The organism is Cellulomonas chengniuliangii (assembly GCF_024508335.1).
In the GTDB taxonomy this organism is placed as follows: Bacteria; Actinomycetota; Actinomycetes; order Actinomycetales; family Cellulomonadaceae; genus Cellulomonas_A; species Cellulomonas_A chengniuliangii.
On sequence record NZ_CP101988.1, the window covers coordinates 328636 to 345384 of the forward strand.

Consider the following 16749-nt stretch of genomic DNA (forward strand, 5'->3'; position numbering starts at 1 on the left):
AGGTGACGGAATCAGATGCCCAGGCCTGGCGGCGACTCGCCGACCTGGCTGTCGAGCCCAACATGTTCCTGGACCCGCGCTTCCTCATCCCCTCTCGCGCGCGCCCCGAGGCCGACGGCCTGCAGATCGTCGTGGTGGAGGAGGGGGGCCAGTGGCTCGCTGCCCTGGCCGTCACCACCAAGGAAGTCGCGAACGGCGCCCTGATGCGCGCGGCCACCACCGGCGGGCCCTTCATGACCCCCCACGCCGACCGCCACCACCCCCTCGTGCGGCGGGGGTACGTCGTCGCCGCCCTCACGGCCCTGCTGCGCGGGATGACCTCCGTGGGGCTGCCCGGCCTCATCCAGCTCCAGCGGTTCCCCGCCGAGGGGCCGCTCGCGGAGGCGCTCGCCGAGACCGTGGAGCAGACCTCCATGCTGGTCCACGAGCGGCGTCGCGAGGTCACCGCGTTCGCGCACCGCAGCAGCGTGACCCTCCCGCACGCCGACGCCACCCCAGCCCCAGCCGCCGGCCTCGTGCTGGCCACCAGCCACCTGAGCAAGAGCGGGCGCAAGCAGACCGGGCGATCCGTGCGAGGCCTCGAACGGGCCACCGGCGGGCCGCTCGAGGTGCGCGACCGGAGCGCCGACCCAGACGTCGACGAGGAGTTCCTCGACCTGCAGGTGTCGGGCTGGAAGGGGGACCACGAGCAGGGCGGCGCGGCCCTGCGGCTGGACCCCCGGCACGAGCAGTGGTTCCGGGAGGTCGCCTCCCGGTTCCGGCGGACCGGGGACCTGCTCGTCACCGAGCTCACCGGAGGAGGCAAGACGCTGTTCCTCGGCTACGTCCTGCGATCGGGCGGCGCGTGCTTCGGGTTCCTCGACGCCTACGCCCAGGACCACGCCCGGCACAGCCCAGGCACGATCGGCCGCAACGTCGAGTTGACGCAGGTCTTCCGCGCCACCGACGCGCCGTTCTACGACCCGGCCTTCGATGCGCGATACGCCGCCGCCGCACGGACCTATCCCGACCGGCGCACCCAGGTCGACCTGCTCATCGCCACCCGAGGACTGACCGCGCGCACCGTCCTGCGAGCGGCGCCCCTCGCTCGCCGGTGGAGGTCCACCGGCGCGCGGCGGCACACACCCGGCATCGGCGTCGTCCTCACCTGACGGCGGCACGCGCGCACACACGGGAGATTGTCGCGCCGGTCAGGCGCGGGACCCCCGTTCGGCCAGCCCGCTCGGGTCGAGACGCGCGACCGGACCAGCCCATCACGGTGGGCCCCGTGGGGCTCGAACCCACGACCCGCGGATTAAAAGTCCGCTGCTCTGCCAACTGAGCTAGAGGCCCGGGTGGTGAGTGGATTAGCTCGTGGAACCCACCGGAGAACACCCGTGTCGTTCGCCGGGGCGGTGGGGCCGCCCTGGTGCCGACGGGATCCAAGGTACCGCCTCGTCAGGGGACTGTTCGGCTGGCGTGGGCGCGCTGGGGGCTGGTCGTGCCGGGTCGGTGGAACCCTCCGGACAACGGTCGTCCTGTTCTGGCTCAACGTCGCGGTGTTCCTGCCGAGCCTGCGGGTACGCGCGGTGGCCCTGGTGTTGGGCATCATGGGCATCGCCCTCGTGATCGGGCTCGTCTCGTTCGGCTTCGCCATGACCGGCAGCCTGCTGCTGGCCTTCGTGCACCAGGCGACGGACCGCTTCCGAGCGTGGCTTCTCGGCGCGGTTGCGCGGCGGGTCGGTGAACCCTCCGAAGACTCGGCAGCCAGCGTGCTGGACACGGAACTACCTCAGGCGGGGTTGCTTTCCGCAGCAGACTTTTGAATCCTCAAGTTGAGGATGCCCACGCCCACGGCTATCTCGAACACACCCAGGGCAAGGTCGTCGTGAACGTCTGACCGCTTCGAAGGAGCCCTCGTGAACGTCGCCCTCTGGATCGTCCAGATCCTCCTAGCCCTGTTGTTCTTCAGCGTCGGCGCCATGAAGGTCATCCAGCCCAAGGACAGGATCGTGAAGTCCCTGGCGTGGGCGGCCGACTTCAGCCCCACCGCGATCAAGCTGATCGGCCTCGTCGAGATCCTCGGGGCCCTCGGGCTGGTGCTCCCAGCCGCCACGGGGATCGCCACCATGCTGACGCCGCTGGCCGCAGTGGGCCTCGCCATCGTGATGGTCGGCGCGATCATCACCCACGCGCGTCGAGGCGAGAGGCTGATGATCGGCGGCAACGTCGGGTGGCTCCTCCTGTCCCTGTTCGTGGCCTGGGGCCGGTTCGGCCCGTACGCGCTCTGACCGTGACCCCCCGTTCATGCTCCGGGCGTGGACCTCCGAGGAGCACTGTCATCCGTGCGGTCGTCGTTGCGCCCTCATGTGCGCTTATACGCGGAGCGCAAGGGGGGAGTTCGCGTAGCCGAGGCGACAGGCGTTTTCGACGGGACTCACGCCAGGGTCGATGCCCGTCGTGCCAATTGTGTTGTGCAGGGTGCGTTCCGATGAGAGTCACGTGTGGCGGCCGTGCACGCGTGTTGGTCACCGATCGTTCTGACGACCCGGTGACTTGGTGGCCGCGGCGCCTGCTCTGCTCGCAGTGCAAGCCTGGCCGAGGAGCGAACTGGTCGAGCCCTCGTCTGGCGCCCGCGCGAGGGCGCAGACCCGTACTTCAATGCGCCGCTGTGGCTCCAGGAGGACGTCCGCGGCCATGTGCTGTGGGCACTGATGTGGGCACTGAATGGAATCGGGCCCGCCACACGAGCCACGCTCCCACCAGGAACGCGACCGTCCACCCGAGCGTCGCGTACGCGCCGAAAGCCCATGACAAGCCGAGGTGAGGCGGGGCGTACACCGAGCTGTACCTGCCCGCGACGTAGGTCAACGCGTCCAGAAGCGCGGCCTGGGCTGTACCCGGGATATACGGCGAGACCCAGAACGCCTCCACGATCAACCAGGCGACGCCGATCACTGAGCCAACGAACATGGACTTCGCCACAGAACCGATGAAGAAGCCCATCGCCGCCCACATGCACAACCCCGCAAGCACCGAGAGCAGGCCCACGCTCAACTCGGCAGGATCGGCTCGGACTGGCTCCACGAGCGACACGCTGTCCGGGATTGAGCGCGCCACAGCCACCGTCACGATCGTCGCGCATATCGCGCAGACCAGCAGGACAGTGGCCGTCACCGCAGCCACTGCCACGGCGATCAACGCGAACTTCGCCGCGATGAGTCTGCGCCAGCCGCCACTGGCGACGATCGACGTCTCGATGGTGTTCGGGCGGAACTCCTTAGCTCCCAAAGCCACTCCCAGGAGGAGCCCGACGAGAGGGCTCGTGGTCCCGAGAAGAGTCAGCCCATACATCGCGCTGTTCGGCAGGCCAATAGCGACCGACCCCGTCCCCACCGCTCCGGCTCGCGCGTCAGCGAGCAAGAACCCCGCCGGGATCGCGTACACCGCGACCGCGCCGACGATGAGCAACGAGAAGGCGACCTTCCAGGCCGCACGGTGCTTGAGGAGCTCAGCTCGCATATGGACCACCAGACATCTCCGCGGTTCGCGCCGGAAGCGATGCAGCGACCCATGTCACGAGCACAGCCGTGGGACTGACTGTGTGGGCCGTGCGTAGAAGCTGGGAGATCCCCCAGGCGAGAGTCCAAGCTCGCGGCGGATGCTCTGCCAGCGGAGGTCACTATGCCACCTGCCCACGAGGCTGACGGCAGCGCCAGCGCCATCCCGATCGATGCGCGGCGATCGGGTAGGCGAGGAGGGCGCGCACTGCTTGACTCCAGGCATGTCTGGCTGCGTAGGCTCGAAATGTGCGATGCCCGCGCGAGCTGCCCCCGTTCGCCGCCTGGCGGTTCGTCGGCGCGGTCGATGGGTTCGAGGTGGTCTACCTCGCGTCGGGGAGCCTCCGCGGGCACACCTCCGCCGTTGAGGACGGCCGCGCGCACGCCGTCGCGTACGAGATCACGCTCGACGGGTGGGTCACCCGGGAGGTGCGCGTCCGCTCGGACACCGTGGACGGGCCCCGCGCCACCGTCCTTGTCAGCGACGGGCACGGCAGGTGGACCGTCGACGGCGCCCCCGCACCGCAGCTGGAAGGGCTCGTCGACGTCGACCTCGAGGCGTCGGCCTGCACGAACACCCTGCCCGTCCACCGACTGACGATGCCCGTCGGGGAGGTCGTCGCCGTCGCCGCTGTCTACGTGCAGGCGGCCGACCTCGTCGTGCGGCGGCTCGACCAGACCTACCGGCGTCTCGACGATCACCGGTTCGCGTACACGTCGGAGGGCGGGTTCGAGGCGGTCCTCACCTACGACGACGCCGCGCTCGTGCTCGACTACCCCGGGATCGCGGCGCGGTTCGCCTAGCGGGAGGCGTCGTGGTGGTGGCAGCGCGAGGACGGGCGAGACTCCACCCGCGATGACGGCGAGGAGGGCCTCCATCGAAGGATGGAACCTCTGGAGGGCGTCCTTCCGGGGCTCGATGGGCGCCCGTCCCGGTTCCTAAGTTCGAGATCGACAGCACGATCTCGACCAGGGGAGCACATCATGGCCACGCCCATCACGGTTGAGGCGACCGGCACCGCGGTCCGCCTCGTCGACATCCACAAGACCTACCCGGGCCGCGAGCCCGTCCACGCCCTGCGCGGGGTGTCCCTGGAGTTGCTCGCCGGCTCCGTGACCGCCGTCGTCGGCCAGTCCGGCTCGGGCAAGTCGACCCTGCTGAACTGCGCGGCAGGGCTCGACACCCCCAGCCAGGGCTCCGTCGTCGTCGGGGGTCATGACCTCACGACGCTGCGACCCGACGACCTCACCCGGTTCCGCCGCGAGCACGTCGGCTTCGTCTTCCAGGCCTACAACCTCATCGGACACCTGACGGCCGGCGAGAACGTGCGGCTGCCGCTCGTGCTCGCCGGCCGCCCGGTCGACCCGGCGTGGGAGTCGGCGCTGCTGGAGTTCCTCGGCGTGCCGCACCTCATGGACCGGCTGCCGGGCGAGCTGTCCGGCGGGCAGGCCCAGCGCGTCGCGATCGCCCGGGCGCTCATCACGCGGCCCGCCGTCGTCTTCGCCGACGAGCCCACGGGCGCGCTGGACTCCCGGACCGGGGCCGCGGTGCTCCAGGTGCTGCGGGACACGGCCCGCGAGCTCGGGCAGACCGTCGTCATCGTGACGCACGACGCGGGGGTCGCCGCAGCGGCAGAGCGGGTCGTCGTCCTCGCGGACGGGCTGGTCGTCGACCAGCTCGAGCACCCCACCCCTGAGCGGGTCACCGCCAGCCTCCTCCTCACGAAGGGCCGGTGAGCACGATGTGGCAGCTCGCGTCCTCGGGCGTCCGCGCCCACCGCGGGGCCTTCGCCGGCACCGCCGTCGTCCTGGCCGTCGCCGCGGCCGTCCTCGCCGTCACGGGCGTGCTCTTCGAGTCGGGCCTGCGCCTGCAGGGCGAGGGGGACGCGTCCGCCGGAGGCCTCTTGGTCTCCCTCTCGACCTCCTATGCCGGCACGCTGATCGTCGTCGTGGTGATGGTCGTCGCGGCGACCGTCAGCCTCGCGCTGCGCAGCCGTCGCCGTGAGTTCGCGCTGCTGCGTGCGGTCGGCGCCACCCCGTCGCAGGTGCGGCGTTCCGTCACCCTCGAGGTGGCCGTCGTGTCGCTCGTCGCGGCCCCGCTGGGCGCGGTCGCCGGGCTGTTCGGCGCCCGGCTCCTCGACCCGGTGCTCGTCCGCAGCGGGATGGTCGCGCCCGACTTCGCGTCGCACCTCTCGCCGCTGCCCGTCCTGGCCGCCGTCGCCCTGATCGCGGTCACCGCGGTGCCTGTGGGCCGGCTCGGCGCCCGGGAGGCGGCACGCACCGCACCGACCGCGGCGCTCCAGCAGAGCGCCGTCGAGGACCGCCACGTGGGGCTCGGCCGCCGGATCACCGCGCTGGTGATGACCCTCGGGGGCTTGGCCATGGCGTTCAGCCCGCTGTGGATCCCCGGCACGACCGGGAGCGCGGCGGCGTCGCTGTCCGCGTTCCTGCTCATCGGCGCCGCTGCGCTCGCGGGGCCCGTCCTCGTCGGCTGGATCTTCGACCGCGTGGCGCGGGCGCACCCGTCCGGTGGCCGCCCGGCCACGATGCTCGCGGTCCGCAACGTGCGCGGCTTCTCCCGGCGGCTCACGACGGTCGTCGTGCCGCTCGCGCTGGTCGTCTCCGCGGCGACCATCCAGACCAGCGTGGACCGGGCCATGACGACCGCCATCGAGCAGGAGTTCGTCGCGGCCGTCGCCACGGACCTCGTCGTCACACCGACCGAGGACGCCACGCAGGACCTGGCCGCGCAGGTCGCCGCCGCGCCCGGCGTCGAGGCAGCCGTCCCGCTCGGGACCCTCCCGGGAGAGGTCCGCAGCGTGGACGACGGCGCGGAGACCTGGGAGGCGGCTGCTCTGCGGGTCGTGCCCGCCGACACCGCTGCGCTCGACCCCGACGTGGAGAAGGGCTCACTCGCCGACATCGACGCCCCGGACACGGTGGCCGTCAGCAGCGACACGGCGTACACGAGCGGCGCCGGCCTGGGCGAGACGCTCACGATCCGGCTCGGCGACGACGTCGTCGACGCCACCGTCGTCGCGGTGTACTCCCGTGGCCTCGGCGTCGGGGGGATCGTCACCGGTGCGGCGACGGCCGAGGCGCACGGGCTGCCCGTGATGGCCGACACCCTGCTGGTCGACGTCGCTGACGGCACGGACGTCGCGGACGCCACAGCCGCGATCACCGCCCTGGGCGCCACCGCGGCCGACCCGAGGACCCACATCACCGCGACGGTCCAGGCCGGGGGCGACAACGCGGTCGGGAACGCGCTCCTCATGCTGCTCCTCGCCGTCGTCGCGGTCGGCGCCGCGAGCACGCTGGCCATGACCACGGTGGCGCGCCGCGACGAGCTCGCGCTGCTGCACCGCACCGGCACCACCCGCCGCCAGCTCCTGGGCATGACCACCGTCGAGGCCGCGATCACCGGCGTGACGGCATGGGTGGTGGGAACGGTGGCGGTGGCGCCCGCGGTGATCGGCGTGAGCGCGGGGATGCTCGAAGGGCTGCCCGTGGTGGCTGTGCCGGCGTACGTCATCGTCAGTGCGGCCGTGGTCGCCTTCGCCCTCGTCGCGACCGCGCTCGCGGCACGCCCGACGACCCGGGTGGCGACTGCCGTCGCGTAGCGCGGGCGACCGACCGACCGCGCGCGCAGCCCTGGCCCCGCACCCCGTGGCGCGGGGCCAGGGCTGCCTGGGAGGTGGAATGCCGTCTCCGAAGGGTCGCCCCGTCCGTTGCGCCCAGCCGTTCGGAAGGGCGGGGTCCTACCCGTGCTCGGGACGGGCCGGCGCCCGCCCGTCGTCGTCCCGCGGTCCGAAGAGCTGGAGCGCCTCGAGGGATCCGGGCGCGTCGGCGAGATCCGCGAGCTGCCGACGGGAGCGCCGCGAGTACAGCATCCGGGTGGCTCGCGGGGGTTCATCCCCCACGGCGCGTCCGCGTCCACCAAGATGTGCGGGTGAGTGCTGCAGGGATCGTCGACCGACCGGAGCCCGTCCGCAGCTTCCGGTGCGCGCTGTTCGTGGACTTCGACAACGTGTACATCGGGCTGCGCCGGCTGGACCCGGCGGCGGCCGACGCGTTCGCGAACAACCCCGCGCACTGGCTGAGCGAGCTCGAGTCCGGCACCGACTCGGAGGGCGAGTTCACGCGGCGGTTCCTGGTCCGCGCGTGCTACCTCAACCCGTCGGCGTTCTCGCAGTTCCGTCCCAACTTCACGCGAGCCGGGTTCCAGGTGGTCGACTGCCCGTCGCTGACCCAGCAGGGCAAGTCGAGCGCCGACATCAACCTGGTGCTCGACGCGGTGGACGCACTGAACGCCTCCACCCGCTACGAGGAGTTCGTCATCGTCTCGGCGGACGCGGACTTCACGCCCCTCGCGCTGCGGTGCCGCGCGGACGACCGGCGCGTCACGATCATCACCGCCGGCCCGGCCGCTGCGGCGTACCGGGCGGTGGCCGATGCGGTCGTCACGGCCGACGACCTGGCCGAGCTCGTCATGCCGGCGGTGGAGACGGCGGCGGTGGCCGAGATCGTGGAGTCGGAGCCCTCTCGGGAGCGCACCGCGGCCGCGACCGAGCCCGTGCCCGCAGAGGCCGCCCCGCAGCCGGCATCGAGCTCGCCGGGGCGCCGGGCCGCGCTGCGCAGCGTGCGTGCCGCGGACCGTCCGATCCTCGCGGGGAGCGTCGCGCAGATCGCGCAGAAGGCCGACCCGACGCTGCCCGCGACCCGCTGGGAGGGCGCCGGCAGCTTCTTCGCCTGGCTCGCCCAGCACGTCCCGGAGGTGGCCGCTGCCTCGCGTCCCGCCCCCGGGTTCGTGTGGGACCCGAAGCGCTTCGGCGAGGCGGACCTGCCCGGCGCGGTGGCCGACGTGGACCCGAGCGCGCTGCAGCGCCAGGTCGTGGCGGTCACCGACACCCCGGGGCTGAGCGCCAAGCAGTACCGCGTGGTGCTGACCGCGCTCGCGGCTGACCTCGCCGCGCACCCGTTCGAGCGGGCCGAGACGTCACGGCGGGTGCGCGACGTCTGTCGCGCCAAGGGAGCGCTCGTTGGGCGCTCGACGGTCAACTACGTCATCTCCGGCGTGCTGTTCGCCGGGCTCACCCTGGGGCCGGGCACGAGCGCGCGCGACCTCGCGGAGGCGTGGGCCGAGAACGTCGTCGGCCTGTGCCGTGGGGCGCGCATGGAGCTCAGCCCCGGGGACGTCGCGGCGATCCGCGCCTGGGTCGGGGGCGGCCTGCTCGACGCGTGACGCGGCCACCCGTGCTCGGCGTCTTTTCCAGCGTCATTGTCGAAAGTATGGCGATCCGTTACCTGAATGGGACTGCTGTTACCTGACTGGGATTGTCGCGTGACTGTCACGTGCTGTTCCCGGACCATGCCGAGCGCCATGCTTCAGTCCTCGACAATGGAGGCGACGATGCGCGTTCGGTCATTAATAGGCGCTCAGTTCCCAGCGGATTCACGCATTCGGGTAAACGTTCCCGCACGAGCGCGGACCCGCATGATCGCCGCTGTGTCGGTGGTCGCGGTCGCGGTCGCGTTGGGCTCGTGCAGCACGGACGGCACGATGGACGGCTCCGCGGCGCATGACGTGGCCTACGAGGACTCCGTCGCGCCCGAGGCGTGGCGTGACGCCCCGATGGACGCGCAGGAGGAGTACGACGACTCGCCGGAGCAGCCGTTCCAGGACGTCACGACGAGCCCGTTGTCGACGTTCGCGTCCGACGTCGACACCGCGTCGTACAGCAACCTGCGCCGCCAGCTGCTCCACGGCGTCGCGCCGGAGGGGGTGCGGATCGAGGAGCTGGTCAACTACTTCGACTACGACTACCCGGCCCCCGAGGCTGACGCGGTGGACCCGTTCACCGTCACCACGCAGATCGCGGACGCGCCCTGGGCGCCCGACCACCAGCTCGCCATGATCGGCGTGCAGGCCACGGCCGCGGTTCCCACCAGCCGCGGCAACAACATCGTCTTCCTGCTCGACGTGTCCGGCTCGATGGGCGAGCCGAACAAGCTGCCCCTCCTGGCCGATTCGTTCGAGCTCCTCGTGGACCAGCTCGACGAGGACGACACCGTCTCCATCGTGACCTACGCGGGTAGCGAGCAGGTGGTCGCCGACTCGGTGCCGGGCGACCAGCGCGACCACCTGGTCAGGGCCCTGCGCGAGCTGCGGGCCGGAGGATCGACCGGCGGCGCTGCGGGACTGCAGACGGCGTACGAGCTGGCGTCCAAGAACTTCGTCGAGGGCGGGAACAACCGGGTCGTCCTGGCGACCGACGGAGATTTCAACGTGGGCCCGTCCACCCCCGAGCAGCTCACCGACCTCATCGAGGAGCACGCCCGGTCGGGGGTGTACATCTCGGTGCTCGGATTCGGGATGGGGAACCTCAAGGACAACACCATGGAGGCCATCGCCGATCACGGGAACGGCAACTACGCGTATATCGACACCATCGACGAGGCGCGCAAGGTTCTGGTGGACGAGTTCGACTCGACGATGTTCGTCGTCGCCCAAGACCTCAAGGTCCAGGTCGAGTTCAACCCCGCGACCATCGCCCAGTACCGGCTGCTGGGCTACGACAACCGGCGCCTCGAGGACGAGGAGTTCGACGACGACACCAAGGACGCCGGCGACGTCGGCGCCGGGCACTCGGTCACCGCGTTCTACGAGCTCGTGCCCGCTCGAGGCGAGGCGCGCGGCGACGACCTCGACTACCAGACCGTCCACGCGGGCGACTCCACCGATTTCCTGACCGTGCATGTGCGCTACAAGCAGCCGGGCGCCACCGCCAGCACCGAGGTCGTGCACCCCGCCACCGCCAGCGCCTACACCCGGACGCCGTCGACCGACTTCAGGTTCGCCTCCGCGGTGGTCGAGTTCGGCCTCGCGGTGACGGGATCACGGCATGCCGCGGACGCCGACCCGGGCCGGGCGCGCGAACGCGCCGCCGCCGCGTCCGGCGAGGACGCCTACGGTCTTCGATCAGAGTTCGTCGGCCTGATCGACACCTATCTGGGCCTCACCGAATGAGCACCGGCTCGGCAGAGTTGGAGGGGCGTCGGCGGCCCCGTAGCCTCCGGCCATGAGCACCCTTGACGAGGTCGGCACGCGTGACGGATGGCGATGCTGGCTGTGCGACGAGCCGGTCGACCCCGACGCGTCCGTCAACTCCGACCGCGGCCCGAGCATCGACGGCGGAGCGACACCCAAGGGCAAGAAGCCGGCGCCGGGCTCGGAGCGGCTCGCGCATCGGGCCTGCAACACCCGCAAGGGCGCCGTCAAGCCCGTCGTGGCCTGGTCGTCGTCGCTGTTCGTCGTGGAGCCGGCGCCCATCGTGGCGACAGTCGAGCGGCTGACCCGCAAGGGCGGGCGCGAGGTCGTGGGCCGCTGCCCGACCAAGGCGGACGGCGAGACGGCCGCAGCCTGGCTCGTGGACCGGCTCTCGCGGTTCGCCCCCGACCTTCGCGTGACCGCCGCCGTGGAACCAGGCGGCGGGCAGTTCCTCCTCGTGCTCCGCGCAGCCTGAGCCCCGCAGTTGTTGAGGCGCGGCAGCCGCCTGGGGCTGCTGCCGCGCGGAGGGCGGCGCGAGCCCGGCGGACACGTTCCGCAGGTTCGTCAGGGACACTAGGGAGATCAACCGCAGGTCTTTCGACGAGGAGTCACACGTGCCCCAGGGGACTGTCCGCTGGTTCGACGCCGATCGGGGTTTCGGGTTCATCGCCCCCGAGGACGAGGCTGAGGACCTGTTCGTGCATGCGTCCGAGATCCTCGGCGAGGACGGGCCGAAGGTGCTCCGCGAGGGGCAGACGGTCGAGTTCGAGATCGGCGAGGGGGACCGCGGCCCGCAGGCGCGCCGCGTCCAGGTCACGGGCGACCAGCCCGCTGGCGCGCCGGTCGGTGTGCTCGGCACCGTCACCTGGTACGAGCCGACCAAGGGGTACGGGTTCATCACGCCGGACGGCCGCGGCGCGGAGATCTTCGTGCACAGCTCGGCCATCGTGGGCGGTGGTGTCATCTCCGAGGGCCAGCGCGTGGCCTTCATGGTCGTCGACGGGGAGAAGGGGCCGCAGGCGGAGCACCTGCTGCCGCTCGGGGCGGACGCCGCCCCGCAGGGAGGCGCTGACGGGGCGGACGGCACCGTGTCCTGGTACGACCCGGAGAAGGGCTTCGGCTTCGTCGTCCCCGATGCCGGCGGCGACGACGTCTTCGTCCACCACCGCGCCCTCGCCGGCGGGCTCACCGAGCTGTACGAGGGTGACCGGGTGGCGTACGAGGTCGCCGAGAGCGAGCGGGGCCTGCAGGCACGCAACCTGCACCTCGTGGGCGAGGCGGCTCCTCAGGGCGCGCCCGCCGGGCCGCCCCCGGGTCGGCCAGGGCGCCAGTCGGCATCCGACGCTCCCGTGCGCGGCGGCGAGGGCGTCGTCGCCCGCTACGACGCGGAGCGCGGATTCGGCTTCATCACCCCGGACGCGGGAGGCGCCGACCTGTTCGTGCACGTGTCGGTCCTCCGAGGCGCCGAGGCGCTGCAGGAGGGCGACCGGGTCCAGTACAAGGTGCGCCAGGGCGACCGGGGACCGCAGGCCGACCACGTCGAGCGGCTCTGACCGGACGGGCCTTCCCCGTCTCAGCGGGTCGTGGGGGGAGCTGGGTCGCCTCGGCGGCCTCGCTGAGCGACCCCGAGAGCGGTGACATCGGTCAGCACCGCGTCGGGCATGAGCTCGACGCGGTGCATGGGGTCTCCTGGAGAGGTCAGCTCGGGGTGGCGCACGTGTCGCCGGGGCAGTGCCGTGGGGGCGTCGCGCTGAACGCGCGCTGCAGGGCGCATCCGACGCAGATGCCGAAGGCGGTCTCGGCGAACAGCAGCGACAGGCACAGGGCGCACAAGGCGAGCGTCAGCCACAGGGGTGCGGCCAGCAGCCCCATGCTGGCGCACGAGATGGTGGCCAGCCCGAACCCCAGCCACCAGGCGAACGTCTTCTGCGGCGCCCCGACCCACTCGGGCGCCTGCCGTCGGACGACCAGTCGCCCGACGGCGAGGGTCGGCGACCAGCGATCGCCGACGGTCACGCGCAACGCCATGTCGAGCATGAAGAACATGCCGAAGGGCTGAAGCGGACGGGCCGTCCCCGTCGCCGCGGCGAAGCCGAACGCGATCGCCCCCGCGAGGAAGAGGATCCCCGCGGCGGCGCGGACAGCACGCTCGTCGATCACCGGCACGTCGAAGCCCGGCCTCGCGACGCCGACCAGCGGCGCCGATGTCTGGGCGATCACGATGCGTGGGACGTCGATCACGCGTGCGGCGTGCTGGCGCCGCGCTCCGCGAGCTGGCGTCGGACGTCGTCCATGTCGAGCGCCCTGGCGCCGTCAACGAGCTGCTCCAGCTGCGGGGCGCGCAGTGCGCCGGGCTGGGAGAAGACGAGGACGCCGTCGCGGAAGACCATGAGCGTCGGGATCGAGGTGATGCCGAAACCCGCGGCGAGGCCCTGCTCGGCCTCGGTGTCGACCTTGCCGAACACGATGTCAGGGTTGCGTGCCGCGACGTCCTCGAAGACGGGCGCGAACGCCCTGCAGGGCCCGCACCATGCGGCCCAGAAGTCGACGAAGACGATGCCGTCGCCTGAGACGGTCTGCTCGAAGGTCTCGGAGGTGAGAGTGGTCGTGCTCACGGTTCCCCGCCTCCTAGCGGCCGAACAGCCGGGAGAAGAATCCCCGGTGGTTCGCCGCCGCGGCCTCGGTCTGCGCTGCGGTGTGCTTGCCGTTGCACCACTGCGATGGCGGGACGGTCTGCTTCACCGATCCCACGTGCTGCCCGCAGCCAGCCCATGTCGTCTTGCCGCACACACGGCACTTCACTGCTCGGCACATCACGCGTTCCCTTGGTCGGTCGGATCTCGATACCCCTGGGGGCATGACCCGACGATACCCCCCGGGGTATCACTACGGTCAAGTCGACCGGCCTCGGGACGCGTGGGCGCCCGATGCGTCAGATCACGGCATGCGTCGCGCCCGGCAGCCGCGAAGGCTGCCGGGCGCGACGTCCGTGCTGGTCAGGCGGTGGCGCAGGACAGTGCGGGGCTCGGCGCGGAGCCGCTGCCGATGAACCCGAACGTCGTGGTGCCGTTCGCCGGGAGCGTGCCGTTCCAGGCCGCGTTGCGGACCACCACTAGGTCGCCCTGCGGCGCCAGCGTGCCGCCCCACACCTGCTCGACGCGCTCGCCCAAGGTGCGCCAGCTCACGCTCCAGCCGCTGGTCGCGGCGCCGGCGCGCACCGTCACCTCGCCCTGGAACCCGCCGGGCCACGTGTTGACGGTGGTGTAAGTCGCGGTGCACGCGCCGACCGGGGGCGGGGTGGTGGGCCCGGCTGTCGGCGTGGGGCTCACCGTGGGGGTGGGAGTGGGAGTGGGAGTGGGCGTGGGGGTCGGCGTGGGCGTCGGCGTCGGAGAGGTCAGCGACGTGAAGAACTGCCAGATCTCGCCGGGCACGAACGACTGCTGCTGGTTGCGGTCGCGAGCCGCCCACTGGTGGCCGCTGTCCGAGGCGATCCACACCACCGGGAACCCGTCCCGGCACTGGTAGGTGGTCTTGGTGTGCTGCCCGCTGCCTGCGGCAGGCTCGGGGGCCTGCTGCGCCTGGCAGCCGTTGTTCCGCAGCGCGCGGTCGCGCAGCGCGCGCCCCTGGGAGATGTTGAGGACGTCATCGACGACGCCGTGCGAGCCGAGGTAGGCGATGGGCTGCGTGCCGCCGGCGCACCCGGAGAGCTGGGCGCCGTTGAGGACGGCCACGCCGCGGAACACGTCGGCCCGGGAGCACGCGAGCGCGTTGCTCATGCCGCCGCCGTAGCTGAAGCCGGTGGCGAACCGCTGCGTGGTGTCGACGCAGAGGGCGGCCTCGACGGTGCGCAGCACGTCGTCGATGAACGTGACGTCGCGCCCGTTCGTGTTGGGCCACGCGTTGTCGATGCCCTGCGGGGCCACGAAGATCGTGCTGTTGTTGGCGAGCGGCTTGAGCCCGTAGTAGTTCTCGTTGACGACGTCCTGGGACGTGCCGTGCCACCAGTGCAGTCCGACGACGAGGCGGTACTCCCTGTTCGGGTCGTAGCCGGCGGGCACGTCGAGCCGGAACTGGCGCGACTGGCCGCCGCTGGTGATCGTGTGGTTGCCAGTGGCGAGCGCAGGAGTCCGGCCGCAGCCCGCTGTGGCTGCCAGGGCTGAGACGTCGGCGGGCAGCGCCGGAGCGGGCGCCGTGACGCCGCCGAGGACGAGTGCCGCGGCGGCAGCCGCCAGCACCATCCTCAGCGGCCGTGGTGAGGTTCGCAGTCGCATGGGTTCCTCCTTGCCGGTGCGTCCCGGCCTCGTCGCCGGGACGCAGGTGGCCGTGATCGGGAGGTGGTGAACGGTCACGGATTGACGCGAATTTAGCGATAAAGCACCCAGGTTCGAAGAGGGCGAAACGCTTCGGCGGACAGGAGTGGTCGACGCTCAGATGCGCGTGACGCATCCCGAGGCCTCAGTACTCGATGCGGCCGTGCCGGTTGTGGAACTCGCCGGTCGGACCGTCTGGACCGAGCAGCGCGAGCGTGACTGTCGCGTCCGTCCCCTCGGTGACCGTCTGATGCCCGCCGTGCCGGTTGAAGTCGGTGGCGGTGTACCCGGGGTCGCTCACGTTGACCCGGAACTCGGGAAGGTTCTTGGCGTACTGCACCGTGAGAGCGATGACGGCGGCCTTCGACGCCGCGTACGGCACTGCGGCCACCGCGAACTCGTCGGTACCGGCGGTGGAGAGGAGTCGTGGCCAGCCGACGCCCGACGCGACGTTGACGATGACGGGCCGGCGGGACCGGCGCAGCAGCGGCAGCGCCGCCTGGGTGACGCGGATGACGCCGACGACGTTCGTGCTGAGCACCTCCTCGATGGCGTCCGTGCCCAGGTCGTCGACCCCGAACGAGGAGCCGAGGATGCCGGCGTTGTTGACGAGCACGTCGAGCTCGGGCAGTGAGGCGAGTGCGGCGTCGACGCTCGCCTGGTCGGTGACGTCGAGCTGCATCGGGCGGGCCCCGAGCTCCACGGCGGCGCCGCCGTTCGCGAGGTCGCGCATCCCGGCGTAGACGGTGTGGCCTGCTTCGATCAGGCGGCGGGTGGTCTCGAGGCCGAGGCTCTTGTTGGCCCCAGTGATCAGTGTGGTGGTCATGCGTCCAGGCTGGTGCGAGCCGGTCCGCGCATCCAGGCCCCTCCCGACGGTGGGACCGGCAGTGCCACCCAGGTTCGCTCGCGAGGGGCCAGGATGGGCCGATGAGCGACCTGTCGAGCGTGCTGCGGGCGTGGCGCGACCGGATCGGCCCCGCCGACGTCGGGATGCCCCCGGGCACTGGCCGGCGTGCGCGCGGGCTGCGCCGGGAGGAGGTCGCAGCGCTGGCAGGGGTGAGCGTCGACTACATCGTGCGGTTGGAGCAGGGGAGGGCGACCAACCCGTCACCGCAGCTGCTCGGCGCACTCGCTCGTGCGTTGCGGCTGACCGACGCCGAACGCGACCACCTGTACCGAGTCGCGGGGGCCGCACCGCCCGACCCGGGTGTCGTGCCGCGTCAGATCACGCCGGGCGTGCAGCGCGTGCTCGACCGTCTCGGCGACGTCCCGCTGGCGGTGTTCAGCGCGTCGTGGGACCTCCTGCTGTGGAACCCGCTCTGGGCGGCCCTGGGCGGCGACCCATCGACGTGCTCCGGCGCCGAGCGCAACCTCGTGCGCCGGATGTTCACGACCGGCCACGCCGGGGTCGAGTTCGATGACGAGCACGAGGAGGCCTTCGCCAGCGACCTGGTCGCAGACCTGCGCGCGGCGTGCGGCCGGTATCCGCGGGACCGGGACCTGGCACGGCTCGTGGCCACGCTCCGAGCCGGCTCACCCGACTTCGAGCGGCGCTGGGGTGAGGCCCGGGTCGCGGAGCACCGGGCGAGCCGCAAGATCATGACCCGCACCCCGGTCGGCCCCATCGCACTGGACTGCGACGTGCTGAGCGTCCCGGGCAGCGACCTGCGCATCGTCTTCTACACCGCGGCGCCCGGGAGCGAGGACGGGCAGCGGCTCGAGCTGCTGCGCGTCACCGGGACCCAGGCGCTGGCGCCCGCGGCGCCCTCCTGACAGGAGCCTCCAGATCGGCGACGAGCACGTCGACATCCCGACGCCTGTGACGCTCTAGGCTCGCGTGGCCACGGAC

Annotated in this window: 18 protein-coding genes and 1 tRNA gene; 11 read left to right on the plus strand and 8 right to left on the minus strand. The window is 71.9% G+C overall.

The features are described from left to right. Window positions 1-2 precede the first annotated feature (2 nt). Window positions 3-1151, plus strand: coding sequence for a GNAT family N-acetyltransferase (locus tag NP064_RS01580; RefSeq protein ID WP_227568268.1), 1149 nt, complete (start codon window positions 3-5; stop codon window positions 1149-1151). A 108-nt stretch (window positions 1152-1259) separates the two neighbouring features. On the opposite strand, the gene NP064_RS01585 is transcribed toward NP064_RS01580, so the two are convergent. Next, window positions 1260-1332 (minus strand) — tRNA-Lys (locus NP064_RS01585). A gap of 206 nt (window positions 1333-1538) precedes the next feature. Here NP064_RS01585 and NP064_RS01590 point away from each other — a divergent pair. After that, window positions 1539-1805 carry a hypothetical protein gene (locus NP064_RS01590; protein WP_227568267.1) on the plus strand — a complete coding sequence of 89 codons (267 nt, stop codon included), beginning with the start codon at window positions 1539-1541 and terminating at the stop codon, window positions 1803-1805. A 93-nt stretch (window positions 1806-1898) separates the two neighbouring features. Then, a complete protein-coding gene (locus tag NP064_RS01595) occupies window positions 1899-2270 on the plus strand; it encodes a DoxX family protein (protein WP_227568266.1) in 372 nt (123 codons plus the stop codon). Window positions 2271-2637: 367 nt separating this feature from the next. Here the strand turns inward: NP064_RS01595 and NP064_RS01600 are convergent, their stop codons facing one another. Then, window positions 2638-3501 carry a hypothetical protein gene (locus NP064_RS01600; protein ID WP_227568265.1) on the minus strand — a complete coding sequence of 288 codons (864 nt, stop codon included), beginning with the start codon at window positions 3499-3501 and terminating at the stop codon, window positions 2638-2640. A 287-nt stretch (window positions 3502-3788) separates the two neighbouring features. On the opposite strand from NP064_RS01600, the gene NP064_RS01605 reads away from it, so the two are divergent. From NP064_RS01605 to NP064_RS01615, 3 genes are all read left to right on the plus strand, one after another. Beyond that, the gene (locus NP064_RS01605) at window positions 3789-4343 is read left to right on the plus strand and encodes a putative glycolipid-binding domain-containing protein (protein ID WP_227568264.1); all 555 of its coding nucleotides are present in this window, start codon (window positions 3789-3791) and stop codon (window positions 4341-4343) included. A 180-nt stretch (window positions 4344-4523) separates the two neighbouring features. Beyond that, the gene (locus tag NP064_RS01610) at window positions 4524-5276 is read left to right on the plus strand and encodes an ABC transporter ATP-binding protein (RefSeq protein WP_227568263.1); all 753 of its coding nucleotides are present in this window, start codon (window positions 4524-4526) and stop codon (window positions 5274-5276) included. A 5-nt stretch (window positions 5277-5281) separates the two neighbouring features. Further along, window positions 5282-7162, plus strand: a complete 1881-nt coding sequence (locus NP064_RS01615) for an FtsX-like permease family protein (protein ID WP_227568490.1) — start codon at window positions 5282-5284, stop codon at window positions 7160-7162. A 138-nt stretch (window positions 7163-7300) separates the two neighbouring features. Here the strand turns inward: NP064_RS01615 and NP064_RS01620 are convergent, their stop codons facing one another. After that, entirely contained in the window at window positions 7301-7462 is a 162-nt protein-coding gene (locus tag NP064_RS01620; protein WP_227568262.1) for a hypothetical protein, read from the minus strand. A gap of 29 nt (window positions 7463-7491) precedes the next feature. Between NP064_RS01620 and NP064_RS01625 the strand changes: the two genes are divergently transcribed. The 4 genes from NP064_RS01625 to NP064_RS16620 all read left to right on the plus strand — a co-directional run bounded on the left by NP064_RS01625 (window position 7492) and on the right by NP064_RS16620 (window position 12143). Continuing rightward, window positions 7492-8784 carry an NYN domain-containing protein gene (locus NP064_RS01625; protein ID WP_227568261.1) on the plus strand — a complete coding sequence of 431 codons (1293 nt, stop codon included), beginning with the start codon at window positions 7492-7494 and terminating at the stop codon, window positions 8782-8784. A 252-nt stretch (window positions 8785-9036) separates the two neighbouring features. Then, window positions 9037-10569: a vWA domain-containing protein gene (locus tag NP064_RS01630; RefSeq protein ID WP_227568260.1), complete on the plus strand. Its 1533-nt coding sequence runs from the start codon at window positions 9037-9039 to the stop codon at window positions 10567-10569. Window positions 10570-10621: 52 nt separating this feature from the next. Beyond that, window positions 10622-11065 carry a hypothetical protein gene (locus tag NP064_RS01635; protein ID WP_227568259.1) on the plus strand — a complete coding sequence of 148 codons (444 nt, stop codon included), beginning with the start codon at window positions 10622-10624 and terminating at the stop codon, window positions 11063-11065. 139 nt (window positions 11066-11204) lie between these two features. Beyond that, complete coding sequence (locus tag NP064_RS16620) at window positions 11205-12143, plus strand: cold-shock protein (protein ID WP_284439681.1); 939 nt, start codon at window positions 11205-11207, stop codon at window positions 12141-12143. 145 nt (window positions 12144-12288) lie between these two features. Here NP064_RS16620 and NP064_RS01655 read toward each other — a convergent pair whose 3' ends face one another. The 5 genes from NP064_RS01655 to NP064_RS01675 form a co-directional block, all read right to left on the minus strand. Then, window positions 12289-12831 carry a DUF4395 domain-containing protein gene (locus NP064_RS01655; RefSeq protein ID WP_227568258.1) on the minus strand — a complete coding sequence of 181 codons (543 nt, stop codon included), beginning with the start codon at window positions 12829-12831 and terminating at the stop codon, window positions 12289-12291. After that, a complete protein-coding gene (trxA, locus tag NP064_RS01660; RefSeq protein WP_227568257.1) occupies window positions 12828-13205 on the minus strand; it encodes a thioredoxin in 378 nt (125 codons plus the stop codon). Before trxA ends, NP064_RS01655 begins: the two co-directional genes overlap by 4 nt. 13 nt (window positions 13206-13218) lie before the next feature. After that, window positions 13219-13404 carry a DUF8730 family Cys-rich protein gene (locus NP064_RS01665; protein WP_227568256.1) on the minus strand — a complete coding sequence of 62 codons (186 nt, stop codon included), beginning with the start codon at window positions 13402-13404 and terminating at the stop codon, window positions 13219-13221. Between the two features lie 182 nt (window positions 13405-13586). Then, window positions 13587-14861: a CE1 family esterase gene (locus tag NP064_RS01670; protein ID WP_227568255.1), complete on the minus strand. Its 1275-nt coding sequence runs from the start codon at window positions 14859-14861 to the stop codon at window positions 13587-13589. A 184-nt stretch (window positions 14862-15045) separates the two neighbouring features. Beyond that, a complete protein-coding gene (locus tag NP064_RS01675) occupies window positions 15046-15726 on the minus strand; it encodes an SDR family NAD(P)-dependent oxidoreductase (protein ID WP_227568254.1) in 681 nt (226 codons plus the stop codon). Window positions 15727-15827: 101 nt separating this feature from the next. Between NP064_RS01675 and NP064_RS01680 the strand changes: the two genes are divergently transcribed. Then, window positions 15828-16673, plus strand: a complete 846-nt coding sequence (locus NP064_RS01680) for a helix-turn-helix transcriptional regulator (protein WP_227568253.1) — start codon at window positions 15828-15830, stop codon at window positions 16671-16673. Window positions 16674-16749 lie beyond the last annotated feature (76 nt).